We start from the raw sequence: 24992 nt of genomic DNA on the forward strand, positions 1-24992 counted from the left end.
GGCCGCCAATCGTACCTGACGGCCAGTGTCAGACCTGTTCGAGCATCAGGCCGGAAATGCGCCGCACCTTGCGCGACACCGCCTCCTCGAAGATGCCCTGCCGTGGTTCGATCAGGCTGAAGCAATGCTTGGCGCGGGTGATGCCGGTGTACACAAGCTCTTTGGTCAGCACCGGGTTAAGGGCGTCCGGCAGCACCAGGGCGGTATGGCTGAACTCCGAGCCCTGGGACTTGTGCACCGTCATGGCGAACACGGTTTCCACTTCGTTGAGCCGGCTTGGCAAGACGAAACGTACTCCACCGTTGCCATCGTTACGCGGGAAGGCAACCCGTAGCAGGGGCTCGCCCCGCTCGTCGGGCAGGCGCAAGGCGATGCCGATGTCGCCGTTCATCAGGCCCAGGCCATAATCATTGCGGGTCACCAGCACCGGACGGCCCTCATACCAAGGCTGCTGAGCGTCGATCAGCCCGGCGTTGTGTAGCACCCGCGCCACCCGTTCGTTAAGGCCTTCGACACCCCATGCGCCCCTGCGTACCGCGCAGAGCAGCTGGAAGTCCTCGAAACTGTGCAGCACCTTGCTTGCCCATTGTTCCCAGAGCGGGTCATCGAACGCGGTGGCCGGAGCCGGCCGATAGCGGCCCAGGGTCCGCAGGTAGCTGCGATAGCCTTGAGGCCCTTCTGCGCCGCGGTTGAGGCCGTCGAGCAGTAGACGGTCGAAGGCGCGATCGTGTTCGTTCTTCAGCGCCAGGCCGTTGACATCCGGCGGTGGCATCGCGAGCAGATTGCGCGCCGCATGGGATTCCTGACGGTTGACCAGCCGCGCCAACTGGCCAATCCCGCTGCCTTCGCCGAAGCGCCGGGAGAAACGCAGCATCACTACCTGCTGGGCCAGCGGATTGCGCTGCGCATCACCGGTTTTGAGACCACTGCCTTCCAGCGACTGGCCACCAATCTGCTCCAGCCACGCCTGGGTCGCGGGTGAGTAACAGCCGTCTTCGGCATCCCGGCACAGGTCACCCAATACCGCCCCCGCCTCGACCGAGGCCAACTGGTCTTTGTCACCCAGCAGGATCAGCCGTGCGCGGGGTGGCAGGGCATCGAGGAGGTTGGCCATCATCTCCAGGTCGATCATCGAGGCTTCGTCGACCACCAGCACGTCCAATGGCAACGGGTTGCCCGCGTGATGACGGAAATGCCGCGACCCGGGGCGGCTGCCCAGCAGCCGGTGCACGGTGCTGACCTCGGTAGGAATCTGCCCGCGCACGGCTGCGCTGACGTGCAGGCGCTCGACCTGCTGGCCAATGGATTCGGTCAAGCGCGCAGCGGCCTTGCCGGTCGGCGCGGCCAGGCGAATACGCAGAGGTCTGCCCTGCTCCACTGCTGGGGCCTGCAGCAAGGCCAGCAGGCGCACCACCGTGGTGGTCTTGCCGGTGCCAGGGCCGCCGGTGATGATGCTGAAGCCGGCGCGGGTCGCCAGGGCGCACGCCAGCTTTTGCCAATCAACCTGACCGGCCAGGGCACCCGCGTCGAACAGCTGTGCCAGGCGCGCCGGCAAGTCAGCCGGTGCGGCTTCGTCCTGGCTCAGGCGCTGGCGCAAGTTCTGGTCGATGCGCCGTTCGTAGTTCCAATAGCGGCGCAGGTACAGGCGCTCGCCACTGAGCACCAGCGGCCGTGCCTGCTGGCCTGGGGTGTCGCCGGCGGCCACCAGTGGGCTGGCAGCGATGCGCTGGCGCCAGGCCTGAAGTTCCAGGTCTGCAAGCAGTTGCGAAGGCAGCAGCAAGGGGCCGATCAAGGCGTCGCCTTCAGGCGGCAGCGACAGTGCAAAGTCCGGTTCGGCCAGGGTTTGCTGCAAGTCCAGGCAGACATGGCCGTGGCCCAGCTGATGGCTCGCCAGGGCAGCCGCCAGCAACAGCAAGGGGTCGCTGCCCGGGGCGCGTTCTTCGAGAAACGACACGAACGCGCGGTCGAGGGCTCGCAGCCAGCCACGCTCGACCCAACGGTCCAGCAGTTGCAGCAGGTCAGCGCTGACACGCTGCGGCGCCAGGGCCAGCAGGTGTTCGGCGTGCAGCGGCGTGGGCAGCAGGTCGGTGAGGGTTCGGCTCATGGTGCGGCTCCGGCAAACAGGTCCTGCTGTGCGGGTGCATGCTCGCCACGGAACAGCGCATCGAGGGCTTCGATCAGTGCCCGCGGCGGCTTGACGAAGTACACGCCATGACCGCTGCTGTTGGCACCGCGCAGGAAGATGAACAGGGCGCCGCCGACATGGCGGTCGTAATCGTAGTCAGGCAGGCGGGCGCGCAGTTGGCGGTGCAGGGCCAGCAGGTAGAGCACGTACTGCAGGTCGTAACGATGCTCGAGGATGGCCTTTTCCATGGCCTGGCTGTCGTAGGACTGGATGTCCGGGCCCAGCCAGTTGGATTTGTAATCGGCCACGTAATAGCGCCCGTCCAGCTCGAAGGCCAGGTCGATGAAGCCCTTGAACATGCCGTTGAGCAGCGTCGGCTGTGCCGCCGGCCGCGCCTGGCCTGGGTGCGTATAACGCGCCACCAGTTGATCGAGCTGTTCGGCGTCGACCTGATGGCTGGCGAACCAGAACTCCATTTCGATCTGGTAGTGACGCAGGTCCGCCAGGGTGAGGCTTACGTCGTGGGCCAGTACAGGCAGCGGTTCGTTCAGCAACTGGCGCAGCCACGGCGTCAGCGTCGGGATCCAGCCGGTCCAGTCACGGCGGTTGCAGCGCTGGCCGACCGTGCGCTCGATCAGCTCGGGGTTGCCGCTGACCTCCGCGAAGCCTTCTCGGCCGGCCCATTCCAGCAGGCCATGCAGGAAGGTGCCGGGGTTTGGCCCTCGTGGGAAGCGGTGGATATCCCCCCCTTCAGCCGGCACCTCACGCAGCAGCTGCGCATCGAGGACTTCGTCATCCAGCAGCTGCTGAGCCTGTGAGCTGTCGGCACCGAGGGTCTGGTCCCCGACGCGCAAGGCACTATAGGACGCAATCCACCAGTGCTCGGCGGCCGCTCGCCGGGGCTTGCGCGCAGGCAGCAGCTCACGTTCGGCGTGCGGCGTGCGGTACAGCTGATCGTCGGCCAGCGGCAGCGGTGGGCACTCAATGTACGGGCAGCTTGATGCCAACGCCTGCAGCCAGTCCGCCAATTGCCCGGACCCCGTCAACGCAAGGCCACCGCCAAGCAGGTAACCGAGGGCTGAGCGGTGCAGTTGCGAGCTCTTCTGGTTGCCGCGCTTGAGGTCGGCGACGCCAAGCCAGCACGCATGCTGGGCGCGGGTCAGGGCCACGTAGAGCAGACGCAGGTCCTCGGCCAGGCGCTCGTCGTCGGCGCGTGCGATCTGCTCCTGATCAGGGGTTAACGTCAGGTGCGCGTTGCCTTGGCTGTCATGCCAGGCCAAGGGCAGACGGGTACCGTCCACGGGCTTGCTGGTGCAGATGAACGGCAAGTAGACCAAGGGGTATTCGAGGCCCTTGGACTTGTGGATGGTCACCACTTTGACCAGTTGCTCGTCGCTCTCCAGCCGCAGGATCTGTTCTTCACCGGCCTGACCGGAACTGGCCAGGTGTTCGGCCAGATGACGGATCAACGCTTGCTCGCCATCGAGCTCGCCCGCCGCCTGTTGCAGCAGCTCGGCCAGGTGTAGCAGGTTGGTCAGCACACGCTCGCCGTCACTGCGGGCGATGAGCGTGCGCGGCAGCTGGAAGTCGTGCAGCAAGTGGCGCAGCATCGGCAGCACGCCTTGGCGCTGCCAGGTATCGCGATAGCGCCGAAAACGCATGACCCAGTCTTCCCACACCCGTTCGTCCTGGTTCAGCTTGTCCAGCGCCGCCAGTGACAGGTCGAGGGTAAGGCTGGCCAGCGCGGCCTTGAGCAGGCGCTCCGAATCCGGCTCGGCGCAGGCCTTGAGCCAGGCCAGCAGGTCATGCGCCTCTTGGGCGGCGAACACCGAGTCCTTGTCGGACAGGTACACGCTGCGCACATCACGCGCGGCCAGTTCGGCACGGATCATCTGTGCCTCGTGGCCGTCGCGCACGAGAATGGCGATATCCGAAGGCAGGCAGGGGCGCAGTTCACCTTCGCCGTTGCGGAAACCCGCCGTACCCTGCTGCCCACCGTTGAGCAAGGCGACAATATGGCTGGCGCAGCTGGCAGCCAGGTGCTGGCGGTAAACGCTACTCGATACCGGCTCTTCGCTCTGCAGGTGCCAGCATTGCAGGGCTGCGCTTGGCTGGCCGTCCACCAGCAGGTGCTCGCTACGGCCTTTGGCGCGGACCTCGATGAAGGGCAACGGGTTGTCTTGCGCTTCACGGAACAGAAACGCCCCTCGCCCCTCGCCTCTGGCCTCGGCCTGGAGAAACACCTGGTTGACCGCCGCGACCATGGCCTGGCTCGAACGGTAGTTGGTGTCCAGGCTGTGCAGACGCCCGGTGGTGGCGCGCCGGGCAGCGAGGTAGGTATAGATGTCGGCACCGCGGAAGGCATAGATCGCCTGCTTGGGGTCGCCAATCATGAACAGCCCGGTTTCAGGGCGGTTCTCGCTGATCTGGTAGATCCGCTCGAAAATCCCGTACTGGACCGGGTCGGTGTCCTGGAATTCGTCGATCAGCGCTACCGGGAACTGCTCACGAATCAACCCGGCTAGGCGCTCGCCGGCCTCACTGGCCAAGGCATGTTGCAGCCGCAGCAGCATGTCGTCGAAGCCCATCTCGGCGCGCCGGCGCTTTTCCACTTCGAAGCGCGCCGACACCCAGCCAGCAGCGTGTTCAAGCAACTGCGCATCCGGGCTGGCGAGGGCCTGCAACTGTTGCTGCAGCGTTTGCATGGCGTGCAGCCCGGGGTGATCGGGTGGCTCGCCAGACTTCCAGGCCTCGGCCATGCCCGCTGGCGTCAGGCGGGTGAAGCCGGTGCCAAGATCGAGCTCCACGGCCTGCTCGTCGCCGGCCCAGGCGCACAGCTTGTCGAACCAGGGTTCAAAATAGCGTGCCTGCATCTTGCGCCCGTCGGCCTGCTTGGCGGCCACGGCATCGCGGCAGATCTGCCGCAGTTCCTCGGCCCATTGTGCCCAGGGCGCCTTGAGCGCAGCCAACTGCTCGGTACGTTGCCCAAGCGCGTTTTGAATCAACGCTTCGGGCGCTTGCCCGTCCTGCTGTGCCCGTACCCGGCCGAACAGCGGGCGAATCCGCGGCAACAGCGCGTCGGGGCTGCCCCAATGCCCACGCACCCAGGCCAGAGCCTCACCTTGCATGCCATAGCAGAACCGGCGCCAGTAATCGCGCATGACCTGGCCCAGCAAATCGCTGTGATCGGTCTCGAGTGTTTGGGTGAACAGGCTGCCGCTGTCGAACGCGTGCTCGCGGAGCATGCGCTGGCACCAACCGTGGATGGTCGACACTGCGGCTTCGTCCATCCATTGCACGGCGATTTCCAGGCGGCTGGCACAACGTGGCCAAGCCTCTTGCGGGTAATCGTCGCGCAACTGGTGCAGCAGTGGGTCGGCAGCGTCAAGCTCGCCACGGAAGAACCGCGCCGCCTCGGCCAAGCGGGCGCGGATACGTTCGCGCAGCTCTTTGGTGGCCGCGTCGGTAAAGGTCACCACCAGAATCTGCGGGGGCAGCAGTTCACGGCCGAAGGCCTGTTCGCCCCCGTGCCCGAGGATGAGCCGCAGGTACAGCGCCGAGATGGTAAAGGTTTTGCCGGTACCGGCACTTGCTTCAATCAGCTGGCTGCCGTGCAAGGGGAAACTCAGTGCCAGGGGACGGTCCTGGGTCATGCGCCACTCTCCGGGTTGCCCAGGGTCTGCCAGGGTGCGTTGAACAAGGGGCGGTACAGGGTTTCGCACCAACCTTCAAAGGTTTCGTCGGCGGTGAGCGCGGCGAAGTCACGGAACTGCCGCGCCAGGGCGATGCTCTCGCTGCGCTCGCCAAAACTGTTGCGCTCATCGCCTTCATAGGCGCGAGCAGCCGCGGCCAGCGCTTTGTCGGCATCGTCCTGGGCCAGCCAGGCGAAGGCCGTTTTGGCGGCCACCGGCAGCGGCGCATTCATGGCGGCCTGGCGTGCAACCAACAGGTCGCCGAGCAATTGCGCCGCCTGGTCTTGCGGTAAAGGTGCGAGGAGCAAGGTCAGGTCACTGGCCACCAGCGCACTGTTCAGCGGATAACCCGCAGCGCAGGCAGCCAGGTGCATGACCCAGGGTGCGATCAACCGGTGCCATTTATAGTTGTTGCGCCCGGCACTGATGGTGTTCGGGACGGTGGTGATGCTTAGCAGGCTTTGATCATCAGCCTGGTACACCCGGCCTAGCCAGCCTTCCAGCCGGTGCGTGCCCTGTTCGTAATGCACAGGCAATGCGCCTTCGACCAGGTGTGGCCAACGCTGCAACAACTGACGATGACGTTGCAGCAGGTCTGGCAGCGGCTGAATCAGATCGGCCTGCAACAGTGCGCCAAAACCGGCAAGCGGCAACACGCCACACGCTTGCAGGCGGCGCGCCTGCACCTGCAAGGCCTGCTCGGCATTCGCCGGGTCGGCCAGCGCGGCATTCAATAGGGTTTCACTGGCGCTGTAGCGTTGCAGGGTGTCGAGGACGAACGGCTCTTCATCCGGCGTCGGCGCCTCCAGGGCCTCGAAGAACACCTTCAGGCGCTGGCTGAAGAAGTGCCGCACCGGGTGGCGAAGAAAATCGTTCAGCTGCGTCAGGCTCAGTGCTTCGTCGTCGACGTAAGGAGGCAAAGCCGGCTCGACCTGGGTGGCGTCCTGCCCTTGCCGATGCAGCAGCTGCCATTCATGGGCGAAGCTGAACAACGGGCTGCCCTTCTGGAAGTAGCGCGGGCTGAACGGCTGCAGCGGGTGCTCCTGGGTCAAGGCGTGCAGCAAGCGCTCATCCGGCCCTTGGCCTGGCGCGTCATCTGCACCGGCCAAACGCCAGCCGGCAGCCACATGATCACGCAACTGGCCGATCAGCACCGAGGCGGGGCGCTCGCTGTTGTCGCGGATGCTGCGCCCGACCCAACTGACATAAAGCTGATCCCGTGCCGACAGCAGCGCTTCAAGCAACAGGTAACGGTCATCTTCACGGCGCGAGCGATCACCGGGGCGGTAGTCGCTGGCCATCAGGTCGAAGTCCAGCGGCTGCTGGGCGCGGGGGTAGTCGCCATCGTTCATGCCCAGCAGGCAGACCACGCGGAACGGGATGGCGCGCATGGGCATGAGGGTGCAGAAGTTCACCGAACCCGCCAGAAAACGCTGTGACAGCTTGCCTTGGTCAAGCCCCGACAACCACGCTTCTCGGACCACCGTCAGCGGTAGCGCATCTTGCAGGCCGACGGTTTCGCACACTTCCTGCCAGGCGTCGCGCAGGTCCTGCAACTGCATCAGCAGAAACTCGTCGTGCTCACCTTCGGCCAGGAAAAACACCTGCAGCAAGGCATTCAAGCGCTCGCCCCACTCGGTGACGGTCGCCGGCTGTGCCAGTGCCTGGCAGGCCACCTCAAGGGCGTCCAGCAGGGCTACCAAGGGGCCGATCAGTGCCGCATCGAGGCCACCGATTTCGTCATAGGGTTCAATGCCATCACACCCCTCCCCCACACCTACGGCATAACCCAACAACATGCGCCGCAGGCCGAAACGCCAGCTGTTCTGTTCCAGGCCTTCAGGCAGGCCGAGGCTGGCCCGTTGCTCGGCGTTCAGGCCCCAGCGGATACCGGCACCTTCAATCCAGCGATGAAGCGTGGGCAAATCGCTTTCACGGATACCGAAGCGGGCCCGTACTGCTGGCACGTCGAGCAGGTCGAGCACTTCACTGACCGCAAAACGGCTGTCTGGCAGCTTGAGCAGGTGCTCCAGGGCAATCAGCAAGGGCTCGCGACCGCGCTGGCCTTGGTCGGTTAGGGTGAATGGGATGTAGCGCGGGTCGTTGCGCTGCAATTGGCCGAACACGGCGCGGATATGGGGTGCATAAGTGTCGATTGCCGGCAGCATCACGATCACATCGCGCGGGCGCAGCGTAGGGTCGGCGCTGAAGCGGGCCAGTAACTGGTCGTGGAGAATTTCCACCTCGCGTTGCGGGCTGTGCGCGACATGGAAGCGCATCGAACGGTCCTGCGCCAGGTCGACTTGCGGCCAGCGTTCGCGGGTTTCGGCCAGTGGGCGCAGTTCGAGGATGTCATCTTGCAGTTGGTTGAGCAGCGTGGTCGGCGAAGCTTCGCTGAACAGGTCGATGCGCCCTTCGCTGAACACGCCGCGGTAGCTGCCGGGGTCGTCATAGCTGTCGAGCAGGTTGATGTAATCACGACCCTGCTTGCCCCAGGCGGCCAGCAGCGGATGGGCATGCTGGTGTAGCGATTGGTCATCCAGCAGAAGCGGCATGCCTTGCTTGCGTTGTTGACGTTTGTACTGATGCCGCAGCAGGTCTTTGTCGGCGACGATATCGGCCCAGTGATGGCGACACGGGTTGTGAACGCAAAGCAGTACCTGGCTGAACCGGGCAAGCCCCGCCAAAGCCTCCAATGCTTGCGCTGGCAGGGAGGAGATACCGAACACGATCACGCGCGATGGCAGGCCGACAGGTGCCTGCTCCAGGCTGTTGATACGCTCGATGAACCGTTGATGCACACCTGCACGGCTTTGCGCCATGCCCTGCTCGCCGACATCGTCCAGCAGCGCCCGCCACAATTCGGCCTGCCAGCGATTGCCAGGGGGCAAAGGTTTACGCTCGCCACGGGCGGTATTAAGGATGTGCTCGCCGGCAGCCCAGTCCTTGAGCCAATCGGCTCGGTAGACTTGGTACTGGTCGAACAGGTCGGCCAGGCGCTCGGCAAGCTGGTAACGCTTGCGCAGGTCGCTATCGTCGATGAGAAAACGGCGCAGGGGCTCGAAATGCGGGCGCTCGATCAACGCCGGAAGCAAGCGCATGAGGCGCCAGGTCAACGGTGCTTTGTCGAGCAGGGAAACTTCGGGGATCTCATCGCGGCCCAGCACTCGCCGGTAAAGCTGCCACATGAAGCTACCAGGTAGCTGCACATCGATCGCGGCGGCAATACCACAGCCGCCTAGGTCCCCTTCTTCAGGGTCTTCAGCCAGCGCCAGTTTTAGCCACTGGGCGATGCCGTTGCTCTGCACCAGGGCGATTTCGTTTTCCAGTGGCGCTAACGGGTAACGGCGCATCCAGCTCACCACCAAGCTGCGCAAATCGTCGAGGCGGTTGCCATGTACGATCATGAAGCCGGGATGGAGGGCGGTGGTGTTGACCATTGAGCATTCCCTGGAAGCGGTGGGTTGTGATGCGGAACCATATCACGGGGCATGCCCGGGGTTATGGCGGGCATGGCGACAAATCTTTTCCAGCCCAAAAGACAAAACCCCTACCTGCTTGCGCAGATAGGGGTTTTGCGAAATGAATCTTGACGATGACCTACTCTCACATGGGGAAACCCCACACTACCATCGGCGATGCATCGTTTCACTACTGAGTTCGGGATGGGATCAGGTGGTTCCAATGCTCTATGGTCGTCAAGAAATTCTGTAGCCAGAATGTCCAGATGGACAGCCCAGCGAATTCGGATATGCGATTTTGTGGTTACGAACTTTCGGTTGTTTCGTCTTCACCACCGCAATTCGCGCTAGCAAATTGCTTGGGTGTTATATGGTCAAGCCTCACGGGCAATTAGTATTGGTTAGCTCAACGCCTCACAGCGCTTACACACCCAACCTATCAACGTCGTAGTCTTCGACGGCCCTTTAGGGGATTCAAGATCCCAGTGAGATCTCATCTTGAGGCAAGTTTCCCGCTTAGATGCTTTCAGCGGTTATCTCTTCCGAACATAGCTACCCGGCAATGCCACTGGCGTGACAACCGGAACACCAGAGGTTCGTCCACTCCGGTCCTCTCGTACTAGGAGCAGCCCCTCTCAAATCTCAAACGTCCACGGCAGATAGGGACCGAACTGTCTCACGACGTTCTAAACCCAGCTCGCGTACCACTTTAAATGGCGAACAGCCATACCCTTGGGACCGGCTTCAGCCCCAGGATGTGATGAGCCGACATCGAGGTGCCAAACACCGCCGTCGATATGAACTCTTGGGCGGTATCAGCCTGTTATCCCCGGAGTACCTTTTATCCGTTGAGCGATGGCCCTTCCATACAGAACCACCGGATCACTAAGACCTACTTTCGTACCTGCTCGACGTGTTTGTCTCGCAGTCAAGCGCGCTTTTGCCTTTATACTCTACGACCGATTTCCGACCGGTCTGAGCGCACCTTCGTACTCCTCCGTTACTCTTTGGGAGGAGACCGCCCCAGTCAAACTACCCACCATACACTGTCCTCGATCCGGATAACGGACCTGAGTTAGAACCTCAAAGTTGCCAGGGTGGTATTTCAAGGATGGCTCCATGAGAACTGGCGTCCCCACTTCAAAGCCTCCCACCTATCCTACACAAGCAAATTCAAAGTCCAGTGCAAAGCTATAGTAAAGGTTCACGGGGTCTTTCCGTCTAGCCGCGGATACACTGCATCTTCACAGCGATTTCAATTTCACTGAGTCTCGGGTGGAGACAGCGCCGCCATCGTTACGCCATTCGTGCAGGTCGGAACTTACCCGACAAGGAATTTCGCTACCTTAGGACCGTTATAGTTACGGCCGCCGTTTACCGGGGCTTCGATCAAGAGCTTCGCTTGCGCTAACCCCATCAATTAACCTTCCGGCACCGGGCAGGCGTCACACCCTATACGTCCACTTTCGTGTTTGCAGAGTGCTGTGTTTTTAATAAACAGTCGCAGCGGCCTGGTATCTTCGACCGGCATGGGCTTACGGAGCAAGTCCTTAACCCTCGCCGGCGCACCTTCTCCCGAAGTTACGGTGCCATTTTGCCTAGTTCCTTCACCCGAGTTCTCTCAAGCGCCTTGGTATTCTCTACCTAACCACCTGTGTCGGTTTGGGGTACGGTTCCCAGTTATCTGAAGCTTAGGAGCTTTTCTTGGAAGCATGGCATCAACCACTTCGTCGCCTAAAGGCAACTCGTCATCAGCTCTCGGCCTTGAGATCCCGGATTTGCCTAAGATCTCAGCCTACCACCTTAAACTTGGACAACCAACGCCAAGCTGGCCTAGCCTTCTCCGTCCCTCCATCGCAATAACTGGAAGTACAGGAATATTAACCTGTTTTCCATCGACTACGCTTTTCAGCCTCGCCTTAGGGACCGACTAACCCTGCGTCGATTAACGTTGCGCAGGAAACCTTGGTCTTTCGGCGTGGGAGTTTTTCACTCCCATTGTCGTTACTCATGTCAGCATTCGCACTTCTGATACCTCCAGCAAGCTTCTCAACTCACCTTCACAGGCTTACAGAACGCTCCTCTACCGCATCACCAAAAGGTGATACCCGTAGCTTCGGTGCATGGTTTGAGCCCCGTTACATCTTCCGCGCAGGCCGACTCGACTAGTGAGCTATTACGCTTTCTTTAAAGGGTGGCTGCTTCTAAGCCAACCTCCTAGCTGTCTAAGCCTTCCCACATCGTTTCCCACTTAACCATGACTTTGGGACCTTAGCTGACGGTCTGGGTTGTTTCCCTTTTCACGACGGACGTTAGCACCCGCCGTGTGTCTCCCATGCTCGGCACTTGTAGGTATTCGGAGTTTGCATCGGTTTGGTAAGTCGGGATGACCCCCTAGCCGAAACAGTGCTCTACCCCCTACAGTGATACATGAGGCGCTACCTAAATAGCTTTCGAGGAGAACCAGCTATCTCCGAGCTTGATTAGCCTTTCACTCCGATCCACAGGTCATCCGCTAACTTTTCAACGGTAGTCGGTTCGGTCCTCCAGTCAGTGTTACCTAACCTTCAACCTGCCCATGGATAGATCGCCCGGTTTCGGGTCTATACCCAGCGACTAAACGCCCTATTAAGACTCGCTTTCGCTACGCCTCCCCTATTCGGTTAAGCTCGCCACTGAATATAAGTCGCTGACCCATTATACAAAAGGTACGCAGTCACCTAACAAAGTAGGCTCCCACTGCTTGTACGCATACGGTTTCAGGATCTATTTCACTCCCCTCTCCGGGGTTCTTTTCGCCTTTCCCTCACGGTACTAGTTCACTATCGGTCAGTCAGTAGTATTTAGCCTTGGAGGATGGTCCCCCCATATTCAGACAAAGTTTCTCGTGCTCCGTCCTACTCGATTTCATTGATAAGAGATTTTCGTGTACGGGGCTATCACCCACTATGGCCGCACTTTCCAGAGCGTTCCACTAATCTCAAACCAACTTAAGGGCTGGTCCCCGTTCGCTCGCCACTACTAAGGGAATCTCGGTTGATTTCTTTTCCTCAGGGTACTTAGATGTTTCAGTTCCCCTGGTTCGCCTCTTGCACCTATGTATTCAGTACAAGATACTCAGCTTATGCTGAGTGGGTTCCCCCATTCAGAGATCTCTGGATCACAGTCTGTTTGCCGACTCCCCAAAGCTTATCGCAGGCTACCACGTCTTTCATCGCCTCTGACTGCCAAGGCATCCACCGTATGCGCTTCTTCACTTGACCATATAACCCCAAGCAATCTGGTTATACTGTGAAGACGACATTCGCCGAAAATTCGTTTTGCTCTTTCGAGCCCACAAATTTTACCTTAGCCTGATCCACTACCAGTGAAAGTAGTGTTCAGTCTATTTCTATCACATATCCGAATTTTTAAAGGACGATCTGACAAAAGCCAGAAATCAACATTCGAGGCGAATGCTCATTTCTGAGTTTGATCAAAGTACTGCAAGAGTGGTGGAGCCAAGCGGGATCGAACCGCTGACCTCCTGCGTGCAAGGCAGGCGCTCTCCCAGCTGAGCTATGGCCCCAAATACTGGTAGGTCTGGGCAGATTTGAACTGCCGACCTCACCCTTATCAGGGGTGCGCTCTAACCAACTGAGCTACAGACCTATATAGGGTCTTGATCGTCTTCGACAATGAATCAAGCAATTCGTGTGGGAGCTCATCAGCAGGCTGATGTCGTCGATTAAGGAGGTGATCCAGCCGCAGGTTCCCCTACGGCTACCTTGTTACGACTTCACCCCAGTCATGAATCACACCGTGGTAACCGTCCTCCCGAAGGTTAGACTAGCTACTTCTGGTGCAACCCACTCCCATGGTGTGACGGGCGGTGTGTACAAGGCCCGGGAACGTATTCACCGCGACATTCTGATTCGCGATTACTAGCGATTCCGACTTCACGCAGTCGAGTTGCAGACTGCGATCCGGACTACGATCGGTTTTGTGAGATTAGCTCCACCTCGCGGCTTGGCAACCCTCTGTACCGACCATTGTAGCACGTGTGTAGCCCAGGCCGTAAGGGCCATGATGACTTGACGTCATCCCCACCTTCCTCCGGTTTGTCACCGGCAGTCTCCTTAGAGTGCCCACCATAACGTGCTGGTAACTAAGGACAAGGGTTGCGCTCGTTACGGGACTTAACCCAACATCTCACGACACGAGCTGACGACAGCCATGCAGCACCTGTGTCAGAGTTCCCGAAGGCACCAATCCATCTCTGGAAAGTTCTCTGCATGTCAAGGCCTGGTAAGGTTCTTCGCGTTGCTTCGAATTAAACCACATGCTCCACCGCTTGTGCGGGCCCCCGTCAATTCATTTGAGTTTTAACCTTGCGGCCGTACTCCCCAGGCGGTCAACTTAATGCGTTAGCTGCGCCACTAAAATCTCAAGGATTCCAACGGCTAGTTGACATCGTTTACGGCGTGGACTACCAGGGTATCTAATCCTGTTTGCTCCCCACGCTTTCGCACCTCAGTGTCAGTATCAGTCCAGGTGGTCGCCTTCGCCACTGGTGTTCCTTCCTATATCTACGCATTTCACCGCTACACAGGAAATTCCACCACCCTCTACCGTACTCTAGCTTGCCAGTTTTGGATGCAGTTCCCAGGTTGAGCCCGGGGCTTTCACATCCAACTTAACAAACCACCTACGCGCGCTTTACGCCCAGTAATTCCGATTAACGCTTGCACCCTCTGTATTACCGCGGCTGCTGGCACAGAGTTAGCCGGTGCTTATTCTGTCGGTAACGTCAAAACAGCAAGGTATTCGCTTACTGCCCTTCCTCCCAACTTAAAGTGCTTTACAATCCGAAGACCTTCTTCACACACGCGGCATGGCTGGATCAGGCTTTCGCCCATTGTCCAATATTCCCCACTGCTGCCTCCCGTAGGAGTCTGGACCGTGTCTCAGTTCCAGTGTGACTGATCATCCTCTCAGACCAGTTACGGATCGTCGCCTTGGTGAGCCATTACCCCACCAACTAGCTAATCCGACCTAGGCTCATCTGATAGCGCAAGGCCCGAAGGTCCCCTGCTTTCTCCCGTAGGACGTATGCGGTATTAGCGTTCCTTTCGAAACGTTGTCCCCCACTACCAGGCAGATTCCTAGGCATTACTCACCCGTCCGCCGCTGAATCGAAGAGCAAGCTCTTCTCATCCGCTCGACTTGCATGTGTTAGGCCTGCCGCCAGCGTTCAATCTGAGCCATGATCAAACTCTTCAGTTCAATACTGCTTGGGTTTTTAAGAAACCCTAAACTTGGCTCAGCAATCTCAAATGACTATGTGATTTCTCGCATGGTCACTTGTGATGCTGATAATCTTTGTGACTATCAGTCCATACTCACAAGCACCCACACGAATTGCTTGATTCAATTTGTTAAAGAGCGTTTGGTTAAGAGCCTTTCATCTCAACCGAGGCGCGCATTCTACGCTTTCCTCATTTGCTGTCAAGCGTTTATTTTGAAGTTTTTCGCGAGAAACTCGTTTAGCTTCAAACACTTGACTCGCTGCGATCTCTCGTAGCGGGAGGCGAATCATACAGCGTTTAGAAGCGCTGTCAACCACCATTTCAACCGCTGACGATCTTTCGATCGAAGCCCTTACAACACTGCCTGAATCGATTAACTCGTTGATACTCAAGGAGTTTCTCGTTCCAATCACGCTGGAAGTGGGGCGCATTATAAGGGGATTCGAAACCCCGTCAACCCTTTATTTCAACAATGTTTCAAACCACCCTCCCCTGCTTGCTGATCACCCGAGGAACACGCCGTGCGACTGCAGGAATACGCAGCGCCATCAACACGGCACCAATGCCGGCATAGATAGCCCACTCACGCAGGTCCGAGCGCACGATCCACAGGAAATGCAGCAGCCCCAAGCCGAGAATCACATACACCAGCTTATGCAGCTTCTTCCACCGCGCACCCAGCCGGCGCTGGCTATACCGGTTGGAGGTTACCGCCAGCGCCAACAACCCGAGGAAGCCAAGCACCCCCACAATAATGTAGGGCCGCTTGCGCAGCTCGACAGCAAACTGCCCCCAGTCCAGCCCTAGAATGAAGAACAGGTAACAGAGGATGTGCAGCACGATGTAGGCAAAACACCACAACCCTAGCTGGCGGCGCACGACGATCCAGCCCGACCACCCTGTCAGCCGCTGCAGCGGCGTCATGCTCAAGGTCACCAGCAGGAATGTAAGCGCACCCAACCCCAGCCGGTCCATCAGGATCTTCCCTGGGTCCGGCCCCAGCAGGTTCATCGCAGCTTCATACAACCACCAGAGTGGCAGCACACACCCCACTATAAAGATGGCCAGGCGCAACCAGGGATAGCGCATCAATAGTTCTTCCGCAGGTCGAGGCCGGCATACAGCGAAGCCACTTCGTCGGCGTAGCCGTTGAACATTTGCGTTGGGCGTACGTTGGGGCTGAACAGGCCACTTGGCAGGCGCCGCTCACGCGCTTGGGTCCAGCGCGGGTGATCGACCTCGGGGTTCACGTTGGCATAGAAGCCATACTCATCTGGCGCCAGCCCCTCCCAGGTTGTTTGCGGGCGCTCGGCCACCAGACTGATCCGCACGATCGACTTGATGCTCTTGAACCCGTACTTCCATGGCACCACCAAGCGCAACGGCGCGCCATTCTGGTTGGCCAGCTCGCGGCCATACATACCCACCGCCAGAATCGCCAACGGGTGCATGGCCTCATCTAAGCGCAGCCCTTCTCTATAGGGCCAGTCGATCAAGGCGAAGCCTGAGCGTTGCCCTGGCATATGCTGTGGGTCTTTCAATGTTTCGAAGCGCACGTAGCGCGCGTTGGATGTCGGCTCCACTTGCTTGAGTACTTTCGCCAGCGGGAAGCCAAGCCAGGGGATGACCATCGACCACGCCTCGACACAGCGCAGCCGGTAGATGCGCTCTTCGAGCTGATAAGGTTTAACGAAGTCTTCCAGGGCATAGCGCCCGGGTTTGCCGACCTCGCCATCGATCACTACAGACCAAGGCTCAGTCTGCAAGCTGCCGCCATTGGCAGCCGGGTCCCCCTTGTCGGGCCCGAACTCATAGAAGTTGTTGTAGTGGGTCGCGTCCTTGAAGGGCGTAATCGCCTCATCCTTGACCGTTACCGCCTGCCATTGCGTCGCCGCAAGCTTTTCACTGAACCAGGCGGGTGCAGCACCCGCCTCGACATCGGCGTAGCGGCTGGCCTCGGCGGCATGCCCCAGGCTCGGTAGCGCGCCCAGGGCAAGGCCCGCCAGCGAGCCACCGAGCACGGTGCGACGAGAAAGATAGAGACCTTCGGGCGTGATCTCCGACGCCTTGCACTCGGATGACCTGGGAAGCTTGATGAGCATGGACGGCTCCATAGCACTGGATAACGGATGTACCAGTAAGACTATGGAGCCGGAGGGTTATTCCATCATTAAATCATTGTCACGACTTGCGACGGCGAGACCGCAGCAAGAACTGAATCGGCCCCGAAGCCGCGTAGGCAAGGAAGATCAGCAGCAGGATGCGGGGCGGGTCGCTGAATACCACCGCGAACACCAGGACCACCGCCAGGATTGCCACGAACGGCACACGCCCTTTGAGGTCGAGTTCCTTGAAGCTGTTGTACTTGATGTTGCTGACCATCAACATGCCAGCCGCCGCTACCAGCAGCGCCACCAGGAACGACAGCTTGGAGCCCTGGATACCGTAGTCACTGAAGGCCCACACGGTGCCCGCAACCACACCAGCTGCCGCCGGGCTGGCCAGGCCGATGAAGTAACGCTTGTCGGCGGTGCCCACCTGGGTATTGAAGCGCGCCAGGCGCAAGGCAGCGCCCGCCACATAGATGAAGGCAACCATCCAGCCGACCTTGCCCATGTCACCCAACGCCCAGCCAAAGGCCAGCAACGCCGGGGCAACACCAAAGGCGACCATGTCCGACAGCGAGTCGTACTCGGCCCCGAAGGCGCTTTGGGTATTGGTCATGCGAGCCACACGGCCATCCAGGCCATCGAGCACCATGGCGACGAAGATGGCGATGGCGGCAAAGGCGAAGTACTTGCTTGCCTCGCGCGGGTCGCCAGCACTCAACGCGCTCTGCGCGCTCATCGAGTTGATGATGGAGTAGAAGCCGGCGAACAGGTTGGCGGTGGTGAACAGGTTAGGAAGCAGATAGATGCCGCGATGCCGGACCTTGCGCCCTTCGGCGTCATGGCCCTCTTCAATGTGCTCATCGACAGGTAGCAGGCTTTCGGCGTCGGAGGGCTTGTTCGGCTCTTCGGGACGTTCGCTCATGTAGGGTACCTTGCAACAGGGTGGAATATGTTCGACACGGGCCTGCGAAACAGGTTCTGACGGCAGGCCACTGGTCTGCTTTATACCAGATGCCGGCTGCCTAAACGAAAAAACGCGGCCGAAGCCGCGTTTTTCATGTTGCAAGAAACTTAGTTCTTGGCTTTGTCGACGATCTTGTTCGCCGAGATCCAAGGCATCATCGAACGCAGTTGCTCGCCGATGATTTCAATGCCGTGGGCAGCGTTGTTACGACGCTTGGCGGTCATCGATGGGTAGTTGGTAGCACCTTCGGAGATGAACATCTTCGCGTACTCGCCGTCCTGGATGCGCTTCAGAGCGTTGCGCATGGCCTTGCGGGATTCTTCGTTGATGACTTCTGGGCCAGTGACGTACTCACCGTACTCGGCGTTGTTGGAGATCGAGTAGTTCATGTTGGCGATACCGCCTTCGTACATGAGGTCAACGATCAACTTCAGCTCGTGTAGGCACTCGAAGTAGGCCATTTCTGGCGCGTAGCCCGCTTCAACCAGGGTTTCGAAACCGGCTTTGACCAGCTCGACGGTACCGCCGCACAGAACAGCCTGCTCGCCGAACAGGTCGGTTTCAGTCTCGTCCTTGAAGGTGGTTTCGATGATGCCGGTACGGCCGCCACCCACGCCTGCGGCGTAGGACAGCGCAACGTTTTTGGCGTTGCCCGAAGCGTCCTGGTAGATAGCGATCAGGTCAGGGATGCCGCCGCCTTTGACGAACTCGGAGCGCACGGTGTGGCCCGGGGCTTTCGGCGCGATCATGATCACGTCGAGGTCGGCACGTGGCACGACTTGGTTGTAGTGGATCGAGAAGCCGTGGGAGAAGGCCAGGGTTGCGCCTTTCTTGATGTTCGGCTCGATCTCGTTCTTGTACAGAGCGCCTTGGAACTCGTCCGGAGTCAGGATCATGACCAGGTCGGCAGCAGCGACAGCGGTAGCCACGTCGGCCACTTTCAGGCCGTGGGCTTCTGCCTTGGCAACGGTGGCCGAGCCTTTACGCAGACCGACGGTAACGTCTACACCGGAGTCTTTCAGGTTGCACGCCTGGGCGTGGCCTTGGGAACCGTAACCGATGATGGCGACTTTCTTACCCTGGATGATGGAAAGGTCGCATTCTTTATCGTAGAAAACTTTCATGAAAATACCCCTGGTTATATCTCGGCCCCTGCGGAGCCATCGCTAATTTTTGAATTTAGATGCTGAGCACTTTGTCGCCACGGGCAATGCCGGTGACGCCACTGCGCACGGTTTCGAGAATCGATGCGGTGCCGATGGCTTGGATGAAGCTGTCCAGTTTGTCGCTGGTGCCGCTCAGTTGCACGGTGTACACACTGGCGGTCACATCGACGATCTGGCCACGGAAAATGTCCGTGGTGCGCTTGATCTCGGCCCGCTGGGCTCCGGTGGCCTTGACCTTGACCAGCATCAGTTCACGCTCGATGTGAGCACTTTCCGACAGGTCGACAAGCTTTACCACTTCGACAAGCTTGTTCAGGTTCTTGGTGATCTGTTCGATCACTTCGTCATGGCCAACGGTGGTCAGCGTCAGACGCGACAAGGTCGGGTCTTCGGTCGGCGCCACGGTCAGGCTTTCAATGTTGTAGTTACGCTGGGAGAACAGGCCAACGACGCGAGACAAGGCACCGGGTTCGTTTTCCAGCAGCAAGGAAATGATGTGCCGCATATCAGGTACGCTCCGTCTTGCTCAGCCACATGTCACGCATCGAGCCATCCTTGATCTGCATCGGATAGACGTGCTCGGTACGGTCAACCGCGATGTCGATGAACACCAGACGGTCTTTCATCGCGAATGCCTCTTCCAGCTTCGGCTTGAGGTCTTTCAGGCTGGTGATGCGGATACCCACATGACCATAGGCCTCGGCCAGCTTGATGAAGTCAGGCAGCGACTCGACATAGGAGTGCGAGTGACGGCCGTTGTACGCCATGTCCTGCCACTGGCGGACCATGCCCAGCACGCCGTTGTTCAGGTTGACGATTTTCACCGGCAGGCCGTACTGCATGCAGGTGGACAGTTCCTGGATGTTCATCTGGATACTGCCTTCGCCGGTCACGCACGCCACGTCCTGGTCCGGGAAGTTGAGCTTGACGCCCATCGCCGCCGGGAAACCGAAGCCCATGGTGCCCAGGCCACCGGAGTTGATCCAGCGGTTCGGCTTGTTGAAGCGGTAGTACTGCGCCGCGAACATCTGGTGCTGGCCCACGTCGGAGGTAACAAAGGCATCGCCTTTGGTCACTTCGCACAGGGTTTCGATCACGGTCTGCGGCTTGATGACGCTGCCATCACCCTTGTTGTAAGGGAACAGGTCGCCGTCGCCACGCCATTCATCGATCTGCTTCCACCAGGCCTCTGCGGCGGCCTTGTCAGGCTGCTCGCCGATTTCCTTGAGGATGCCGAGCATCTCGGTCAAGACGCTGTCGACTGGGCCAACGATAGGCACGTCGGCCTTGATCATCTTGGAAATCGACGCCGGGTCGATGTCGATGTGGATGATCTTGGCATTCGGGCAGAACTTGGCCGGGCCATTGACCACACGGTCATCGAAACGCGCACCGACGGCAAAGATGACGTCAGCATTGTGCATGGCCATGTTGGCCGTGAAGCTGCCGTGCATGCCGAGCATGCCGAGGAACTGACGGTCAGTACCCGGGAAGCCACCCAGACCCATGAGGGTGTTGGTAACCGGCAGGTTCAGCGACTTGGCGATTTCGGTCAGGGCTTCGGAGCCGCCACCCAGAATCACGCCGCCGCCGGCGTAAACGATCGGGCGCTTGGCAGCCAGCAGCATCTCGGCGGCCTTGCGGATCTGGCCGGAGTGGCCACGGACCGCCGGGCTGTAGGAGCGCAGCTTGACCTTCTTCGGGTAGACGTATTCGAACTTCTCGGCCGGGTTGGTCATATCTTTTGGAATGTCGACCACGACCGGCCCAGGACGGCCGGATTGCGCCAGGTAGAAGGCTTTTTTCAGAACTTCTGGGATCTCGGTGGCGTTTTTGATCATGAAGCTGTGCTTCACGATCGGCCGCGAGATGCCAATCATGTCGGTTTCCTGGAAGGCATCGGTACCCACCATGGTGCTAGGCACCTGGCCGGACAGAATGACCATCGGAATCGAATCCATGTAGGCGGTGGCAATGCCGGTAATGGCATTGGTCGCACCCGGGCCGGAGGTTACCAGCACCACACCGGCCTTGCCGGTGGCACGGGCGTAGCCGTCCGCCATATGGGTTGCAGCCTGTTCGTGACGAACCAGGATGTGTTCGACTTCCGGTTCCTTGAACAGGGCATCGTAAACATGAAGGAGAGCACCGCCAGGGTACCCGTAGATGTGCTTAACGCCTTCGTCACGCAAGAAGCGGACGACCATCTCAGCGCCAGATAAAAGCTCCACGTTGTTCACCTCTAAAACGCCAGAATACCGTCCCTAGTGGACGGGTCTTAATAGGTTTACTGCCAAGCAGAGCATGAGCGAACGTCAGCACTGACTGAGCAAGTATTGGGAGCGCCCCAGAGTGTTGCGGGGTTTTCCCACCCAGCGCGAGGTAACGCGTTGCGGGGTGTAACAGGTCGGCGCGGGTGTGCGCCTCATGATCTGCTTAGCGGGTCTGCTTCTGGCAGTCCCTCTACAGCGGAAGTTGGATTCTTGTGATTTGGCGGCTACAAGTCAAGAAAAATTATTGCCAATTTTTCCTCAAGATGAATTCCTGCCACCACTAAAAAGGATAGCAGCAGCAGAATTAAGAAGATTTCCATAAAAAAGGGCCACAATCTGCGGCCCTTGAAGGAAAAAGAGAAGAAATCAGGCTCCAGAAGCGATCAATTGATCGAACTCTGCTAGCAGGCGCCGTAGCTCGCGACTCTGCTCCGGGCGATCGGTGAACACCGTTTCAGCCATCATCAGGATGCCCGAGGCACTGGGCAGCGGGTGGCCAAGCTCGATGATGATCTTCATGCGGGGCAGGAAGATCCATTGCAGCCACTGCTCCAGGGTCATCGTATCGACCGCGAAGGGCACGGTGCTTTCCAGCGCTTCATCGCTGGGCGGCTCATCGTCCCACCAGCCTTGCACCTTCAACTCACGCTCGATCAGCAGTAGGTGGTCGGCGATGTCCAGAATGCGTTGCTCGATCATCAGGAATTCACTCGGGCCTTCTGCCGCGCCAGCGCCGCACCGGCACTGTCACCTTGTTTTTCACGGCACTGGGCAATGGTGTTCCACAGTTCGGCCTGCAGGTCGGGGCGGCCATTGGCGTAGGTCAGGGCGCGGCGAGCCAACTGCTCGGCCTGCGCTGCATCGCCCTGGGACAAGCGCACCTGCGCCAGGCGGAACAGCACCTGCGGCTCGCGCGGGGCGATACGCTGGGCACGCTCCAGGCTAGACGAGGCACCGTTGAAATCACCACTGACCTGCTGTTGCTGGGCAGTCGTCAACAGCGCCAGTACAGGCCCATCAAGCTGCTCGTCGGCCGACAGGCCGCCAGATGCGCCACCGCTGCGCGGGATGCCGGTCGGCGCACTGCTGGCTTTTGGCGTGCTGTTCATCGAGGCGATATCGAACGGCTCGTCGGCGATCGGATTCGGGTTGGTGGTGATCGGCCCGGTCGAGATCGGGCCCGGGGTAATCGGTGCGGTACTGATCGGCGCCGCCCCATTACCGGCTGGGAACGTCTGGATGCTCGAAGCACCGGCGCCCTGCGGGATCATCACCGTCACGCCCGAATCCTCAGGCAGCGACTGCGCTTGTGAGGTGCCGCTGTTCATGCCAGCCGCCGAGCGGTTGGCCGTTACGCGTTCACTGTTGGACACGCGGGTGCTCGAATCGACCACCGGGATATTGCCTCGCTGGACGCTGGAGCACCCCTGGAGCACAACCAACGCCGTCAAGGCAGGAAACAGCCACTTATTCACTTCACACCTCATCAATGCAGCTCGTGCTTAATTCATCCAGCCTTTGACCCAGTCCATGACCGATTCTGCCGGATTCTGCTCACCGCCACAGGCTGCGCCGGCGGGCGGTTCGCTTCCGCGAATATACGGCATCTGCACGGCCCCCGGACAGCTACCGTCAGAGCCTTGGCCGCTGTACGGGTCGATCCAGGCTTGCACGACGTTGTCCGGTTGCGGCATGTCCAGCGGCAGCGGGTCGGCCTTCTTCATGAAGCTGGTCCAGACCTGCAAGGCGCCAGTGGCACCGGTGAACGGCGTTTTACCGTTATCGTCGCGGCCCATCCACACCACGGCCAGCAGGTCCTGGCTAAAGCCGGAGAACCAGCTGTCGCGCGAGTCGTTACTGGTACCGGTCTTGCCGGCCAGGGTCAGCGAACGTGGCAACACGTTGTACACCGAACGGCCGGTACCTTCGCGCATCACCCGCTGCATGGCGTTCTGCACCAGGTAGATGGACCCTGGGTCGAAGGTCTGCTGGATCTGGAACGGGTAGCGCTTGAGCGGCTCACCCTCGGCCGTCAACACGCTGCGGATACCGCGCATCGGCGTGTTGAAGCCACCATTGGCAATGGTCTGGTACATGGTCGCGACCTGCATCGGCGACATGCCACCTGCCCCCAGCAGCATCGCTGGGAAGGCTGGCCAGTCGACATTCACCCCCAGCCGACCGATGGTCTTGATCACGTTGGGCACACCCACTTCCAGGCCGAGCTTGGCGGTCGACAGGTTGTAGGAGTTGGCCAGGCCTTGATACAGGTAGATGGTGCCATGCGGACGACGGTCGTAGTTCTGCGGGCGCCAGATCTGGCCGTTGGCGCCTTTGACCGAGAACGGCTCGTCCTGCACCCAGCTGGTCAGGGTGTACTTGCTCGACTGTTCCAGCGCGGTCAGGTACACCGCCGGCTTGACCAGCGAGCCAATCGGCCGCACCGCGTCGATGGCGCGGTTGAAGCCGGCAAAGCCCGACTGGCGGCTGCCGATCAGCGCTTGCACCTCGCCGGTTTCCGGGTTGGTCACGACCATCGCCGACTCGACCTCGTCAGCGCCCTTGCGCCCGGCCAGGCGCTTGAACGTCTCGTTCATGGAGGTTTCGGCCTTCATCTGCAGGATCGGGTCGAAACTGGTGAAGATGCGCAGGCCTTCTTCGGTCAAGTCTTCGTCGCGGTAGTCTTGGCGCAGCTGGCGTTTGACCAAGTCGAGGAAGGCTGGGAACGAGCTGTCCGCCAGGCTGCCGCGCTTGGTCACACCCAATGGCATCTTCTTCGCCGCCTCGATCACGTCCTTGCTCGCCACGCCCTGCTCGGCCAGCAGGTCGAGCACCAGGTTACGGCGGGCCAGGGCGCGGTCAGGATAACGCCGCGGGTTGTAGTAGGACGGCCCCTTGACCATGCCCACCAGCAAGGCGATCTGGTGCAGCTTGAGCTCCGACAGCGGCTGGCTGAAGAAGAACTGGCTGGCCAGGCCGAAGCCATGCACCGCGCGTTGGCCGTCCTGGCCGACGAACACCTCGTTGAGGTAGGCCTCGAGGATTTCACGCTTGTCGTAATGCAGCTCCAGCAACACGGCCATCATGGCCTCGGTCAGCTTGCGGCTGAGGCTGCGTTCGCTGGTGAGGTAGAAGTTTTTCACCAACTGCTGGGTCAGGGTACTGCCGCCTTGGCGCATGGAGCCGGCCGAGGTGTTGACCCACACGGCACGGGCGATGGACTTGGGCGACACGCCAAAGTGGCTATAGAAATCGCGGTCTTCGGTCGCGACCAGGGTCTCGAGCAGGTACGGTGGCACCTGATCGATCTTGATCAGGATCCGGTCCTCGAGGTTCTTCGGGTAGATACCGCCGATCATCAGCGGCTCCAGGCGCACCACGTCGAGCTTGCCGCCATTGGCACCGGCCAGCCCCGCCACGTAATCGCCAGAGAAGCGCACGCGGACGAACTGCGCGGGTTCCATACCCTCGTAGAACTGGAAGCCACGGGTATTGAGGTCGACGGTATTACCGTTGACCGCGGCCGCACCCGGGCCATTGGCCGCGCTTTCACGGCGATAGCCCAGGGCATCGAGTTCGGTGAGGAAGTCGTTCTTGCTCAGCTTCTGGCCGACGAACAGCTCCAGTGGCCGGGCGTATACCTTGGCCGGGATGGTCCAACGCTTGCCAGAGAACTTCTCTTGGACGACAGCATCGAGGTAAACCGCGAAGCCGGCGAGGATCACCAGGCCGACCAGGCTGAGCTTCAAAGCCCAGCCCAGCCAGGCGCGAGAGCGGCCAGTCGGGCGTTTCTGAGGGGTACGAGCGTTTCGAGTTCGAGTCATGGCGGCGGATTATACGCACTTTGTAAAGGCTGGGCAGGCGCCCTCGGCGGTATGCAGGGACGGCACCATTGACCATAATGGCGCATTC

At 60.1% G+C, this 24992-nt stretch carries 12 protein-coding genes, 2 tRNA genes and 3 rRNA genes; all 17 read right to left on the bottom strand.

Annotation, left to right across the window (positions count from 1 at the left end):
• Positions 1 to 28 precede the first annotated feature (28 nt).
• Positions 29 to 2104: an exodeoxyribonuclease V subunit alpha gene (recD, locus tag HU764_RS22010; protein WP_186702463.1), complete on the bottom strand. Its 2076-nt coding sequence runs from the start codon at positions 2102 to 2104 to the stop codon at positions 29 to 31.
• Positions 2101 to 5778: an exodeoxyribonuclease V subunit beta gene (recB, locus tag HU764_RS22015; protein WP_186702462.1), complete on the bottom strand. Its 3678-nt coding sequence runs from the start codon at positions 5776 to 5778 to the stop codon at positions 2101 to 2103. The genes recD and recB overlap by 4 nt, the downstream gene beginning before the upstream one ends.
• Complete coding sequence (gene recC, locus HU764_RS22020; protein ID WP_186702461.1) at positions 5775 to 9257, bottom strand: exodeoxyribonuclease V subunit gamma; 3483 nt, start codon at positions 9255 to 9257, stop codon at positions 5775 to 5777. The genes recB and recC overlap by 4 nt, the downstream gene beginning before the upstream one ends.
• Positions 9258 to 9404: 147 nt before the next feature.
• Positions 9405 to 9520 (bottom strand): 5S ribosomal RNA (rrf, locus tag HU764_RS22025).
• A gap of 128 nt (positions 9521 to 9648) precedes the next feature.
• Positions 9649 to 12541 (bottom strand): 23S ribosomal RNA (locus HU764_RS22030).
• A gap of 229 nt (positions 12542 to 12770) precedes the next feature.
• Positions 12771 to 12846 (bottom strand) — tRNA-Ala (locus HU764_RS22035).
• A gap of 6 nt (positions 12847 to 12852) precedes the next feature.
• Positions 12853 to 12929 (bottom strand) — tRNA-Ile (locus HU764_RS22040).
• Between the two features lie 77 nt (positions 12930 to 13006).
• A 16S ribosomal RNA gene (locus HU764_RS22045) occupies positions 13007 to 14543 on the bottom strand.
• The 16S, 23S and 5S rRNA genes sit together here with 2 tRNA genes alongside, the layout of an rRNA operon.
• 500 nt (positions 14544 to 15043) lie before the next feature.
• Positions 15044 to 15655 (bottom strand): protein-methionine-sulfoxide reductase heme-binding subunit MsrQ, encoded by a 612-nt coding sequence (msrQ, locus tag HU764_RS22050; protein ID WP_186704224.1) that lies wholly within the window; start codon positions 15653 to 15655, stop codon positions 15044 to 15046.
• A complete protein-coding gene (msrP, locus tag HU764_RS22055; protein WP_186704225.1) occupies positions 15655 to 16668 on the bottom strand; it encodes a protein-methionine-sulfoxide reductase catalytic subunit MsrP in 1014 nt (337 codons plus the stop codon). Before msrP ends, msrQ begins: the two co-directional genes overlap by 1 nt.
• Before the next feature lie 79 nt (positions 16669 to 16747).
• Positions 16748 to 17599: a CDP-diacylglycerol--serine O-phosphatidyltransferase gene (gene pssA / locus HU764_RS22060; protein ID WP_027594991.1), complete on the bottom strand. Its 852-nt coding sequence runs from the start codon at positions 17597 to 17599 to the stop codon at positions 16748 to 16750.
• A gap of 149 nt (positions 17600 to 17748) precedes the next feature.
• On the bottom strand, positions 17749 to 18765 hold the full coding sequence (gene ilvC, locus HU764_RS22065) for a ketol-acid reductoisomerase (protein ID WP_186704226.1): 1017 nt from the start codon (positions 18763 to 18765) through the stop codon (positions 17749 to 17751).
• Between the two features lie 55 nt (positions 18766 to 18820).
• On the bottom strand, positions 18821 to 19312 hold the full coding sequence (gene ilvN, locus HU764_RS22070) for an acetolactate synthase small subunit (protein ID WP_003250040.1): 492 nt from the start codon (positions 19310 to 19312) through the stop codon (positions 18821 to 18823).
• Position 19313: 1 nt separating this feature from the next.
• Complete coding sequence (locus HU764_RS22075; protein ID WP_027594993.1) at positions 19314 to 21038, bottom strand: acetolactate synthase 3 large subunit; 1725 nt, start codon at positions 21036 to 21038, stop codon at positions 19314 to 19316.
• A gap of 408 nt (positions 21039 to 21446) precedes the next feature.
• Positions 21447 to 21779 (bottom strand): YqcC family protein, encoded by a 333-nt coding sequence (locus tag HU764_RS22080; RefSeq protein WP_186683293.1) that lies wholly within the window; start codon positions 21777 to 21779, stop codon positions 21447 to 21449.
• Positions 21779 to 22567 (bottom strand): tetratricopeptide repeat protein, encoded by a 789-nt coding sequence (locus tag HU764_RS22085; RefSeq protein ID WP_186683295.1) that lies wholly within the window; start codon positions 22565 to 22567, stop codon positions 21779 to 21781. Before HU764_RS22085 ends, HU764_RS22080 begins: the two co-directional genes overlap by 1 nt.
• 15 nt (positions 22568 to 22582) lie before the next feature.
• Positions 22583 to 24904, bottom strand: a complete 2322-nt coding sequence (mrcB, locus tag HU764_RS22090; RefSeq protein WP_186704227.1) for a penicillin-binding protein 1B — start codon at positions 24902 to 24904, stop codon at positions 22583 to 22585.
• Between the last annotated feature and the right edge of the window lie 88 nt (positions 24905 to 24992).

Origin of the sequence: Pseudomonas kermanshahensis (assembly GCF_014269205.2) — a bacterium.
Taxonomy (GTDB): Bacteria; Pseudomonadota; Gammaproteobacteria; order Pseudomonadales; family Pseudomonadaceae; genus Aquipseudomonas; species Aquipseudomonas kermanshahensis.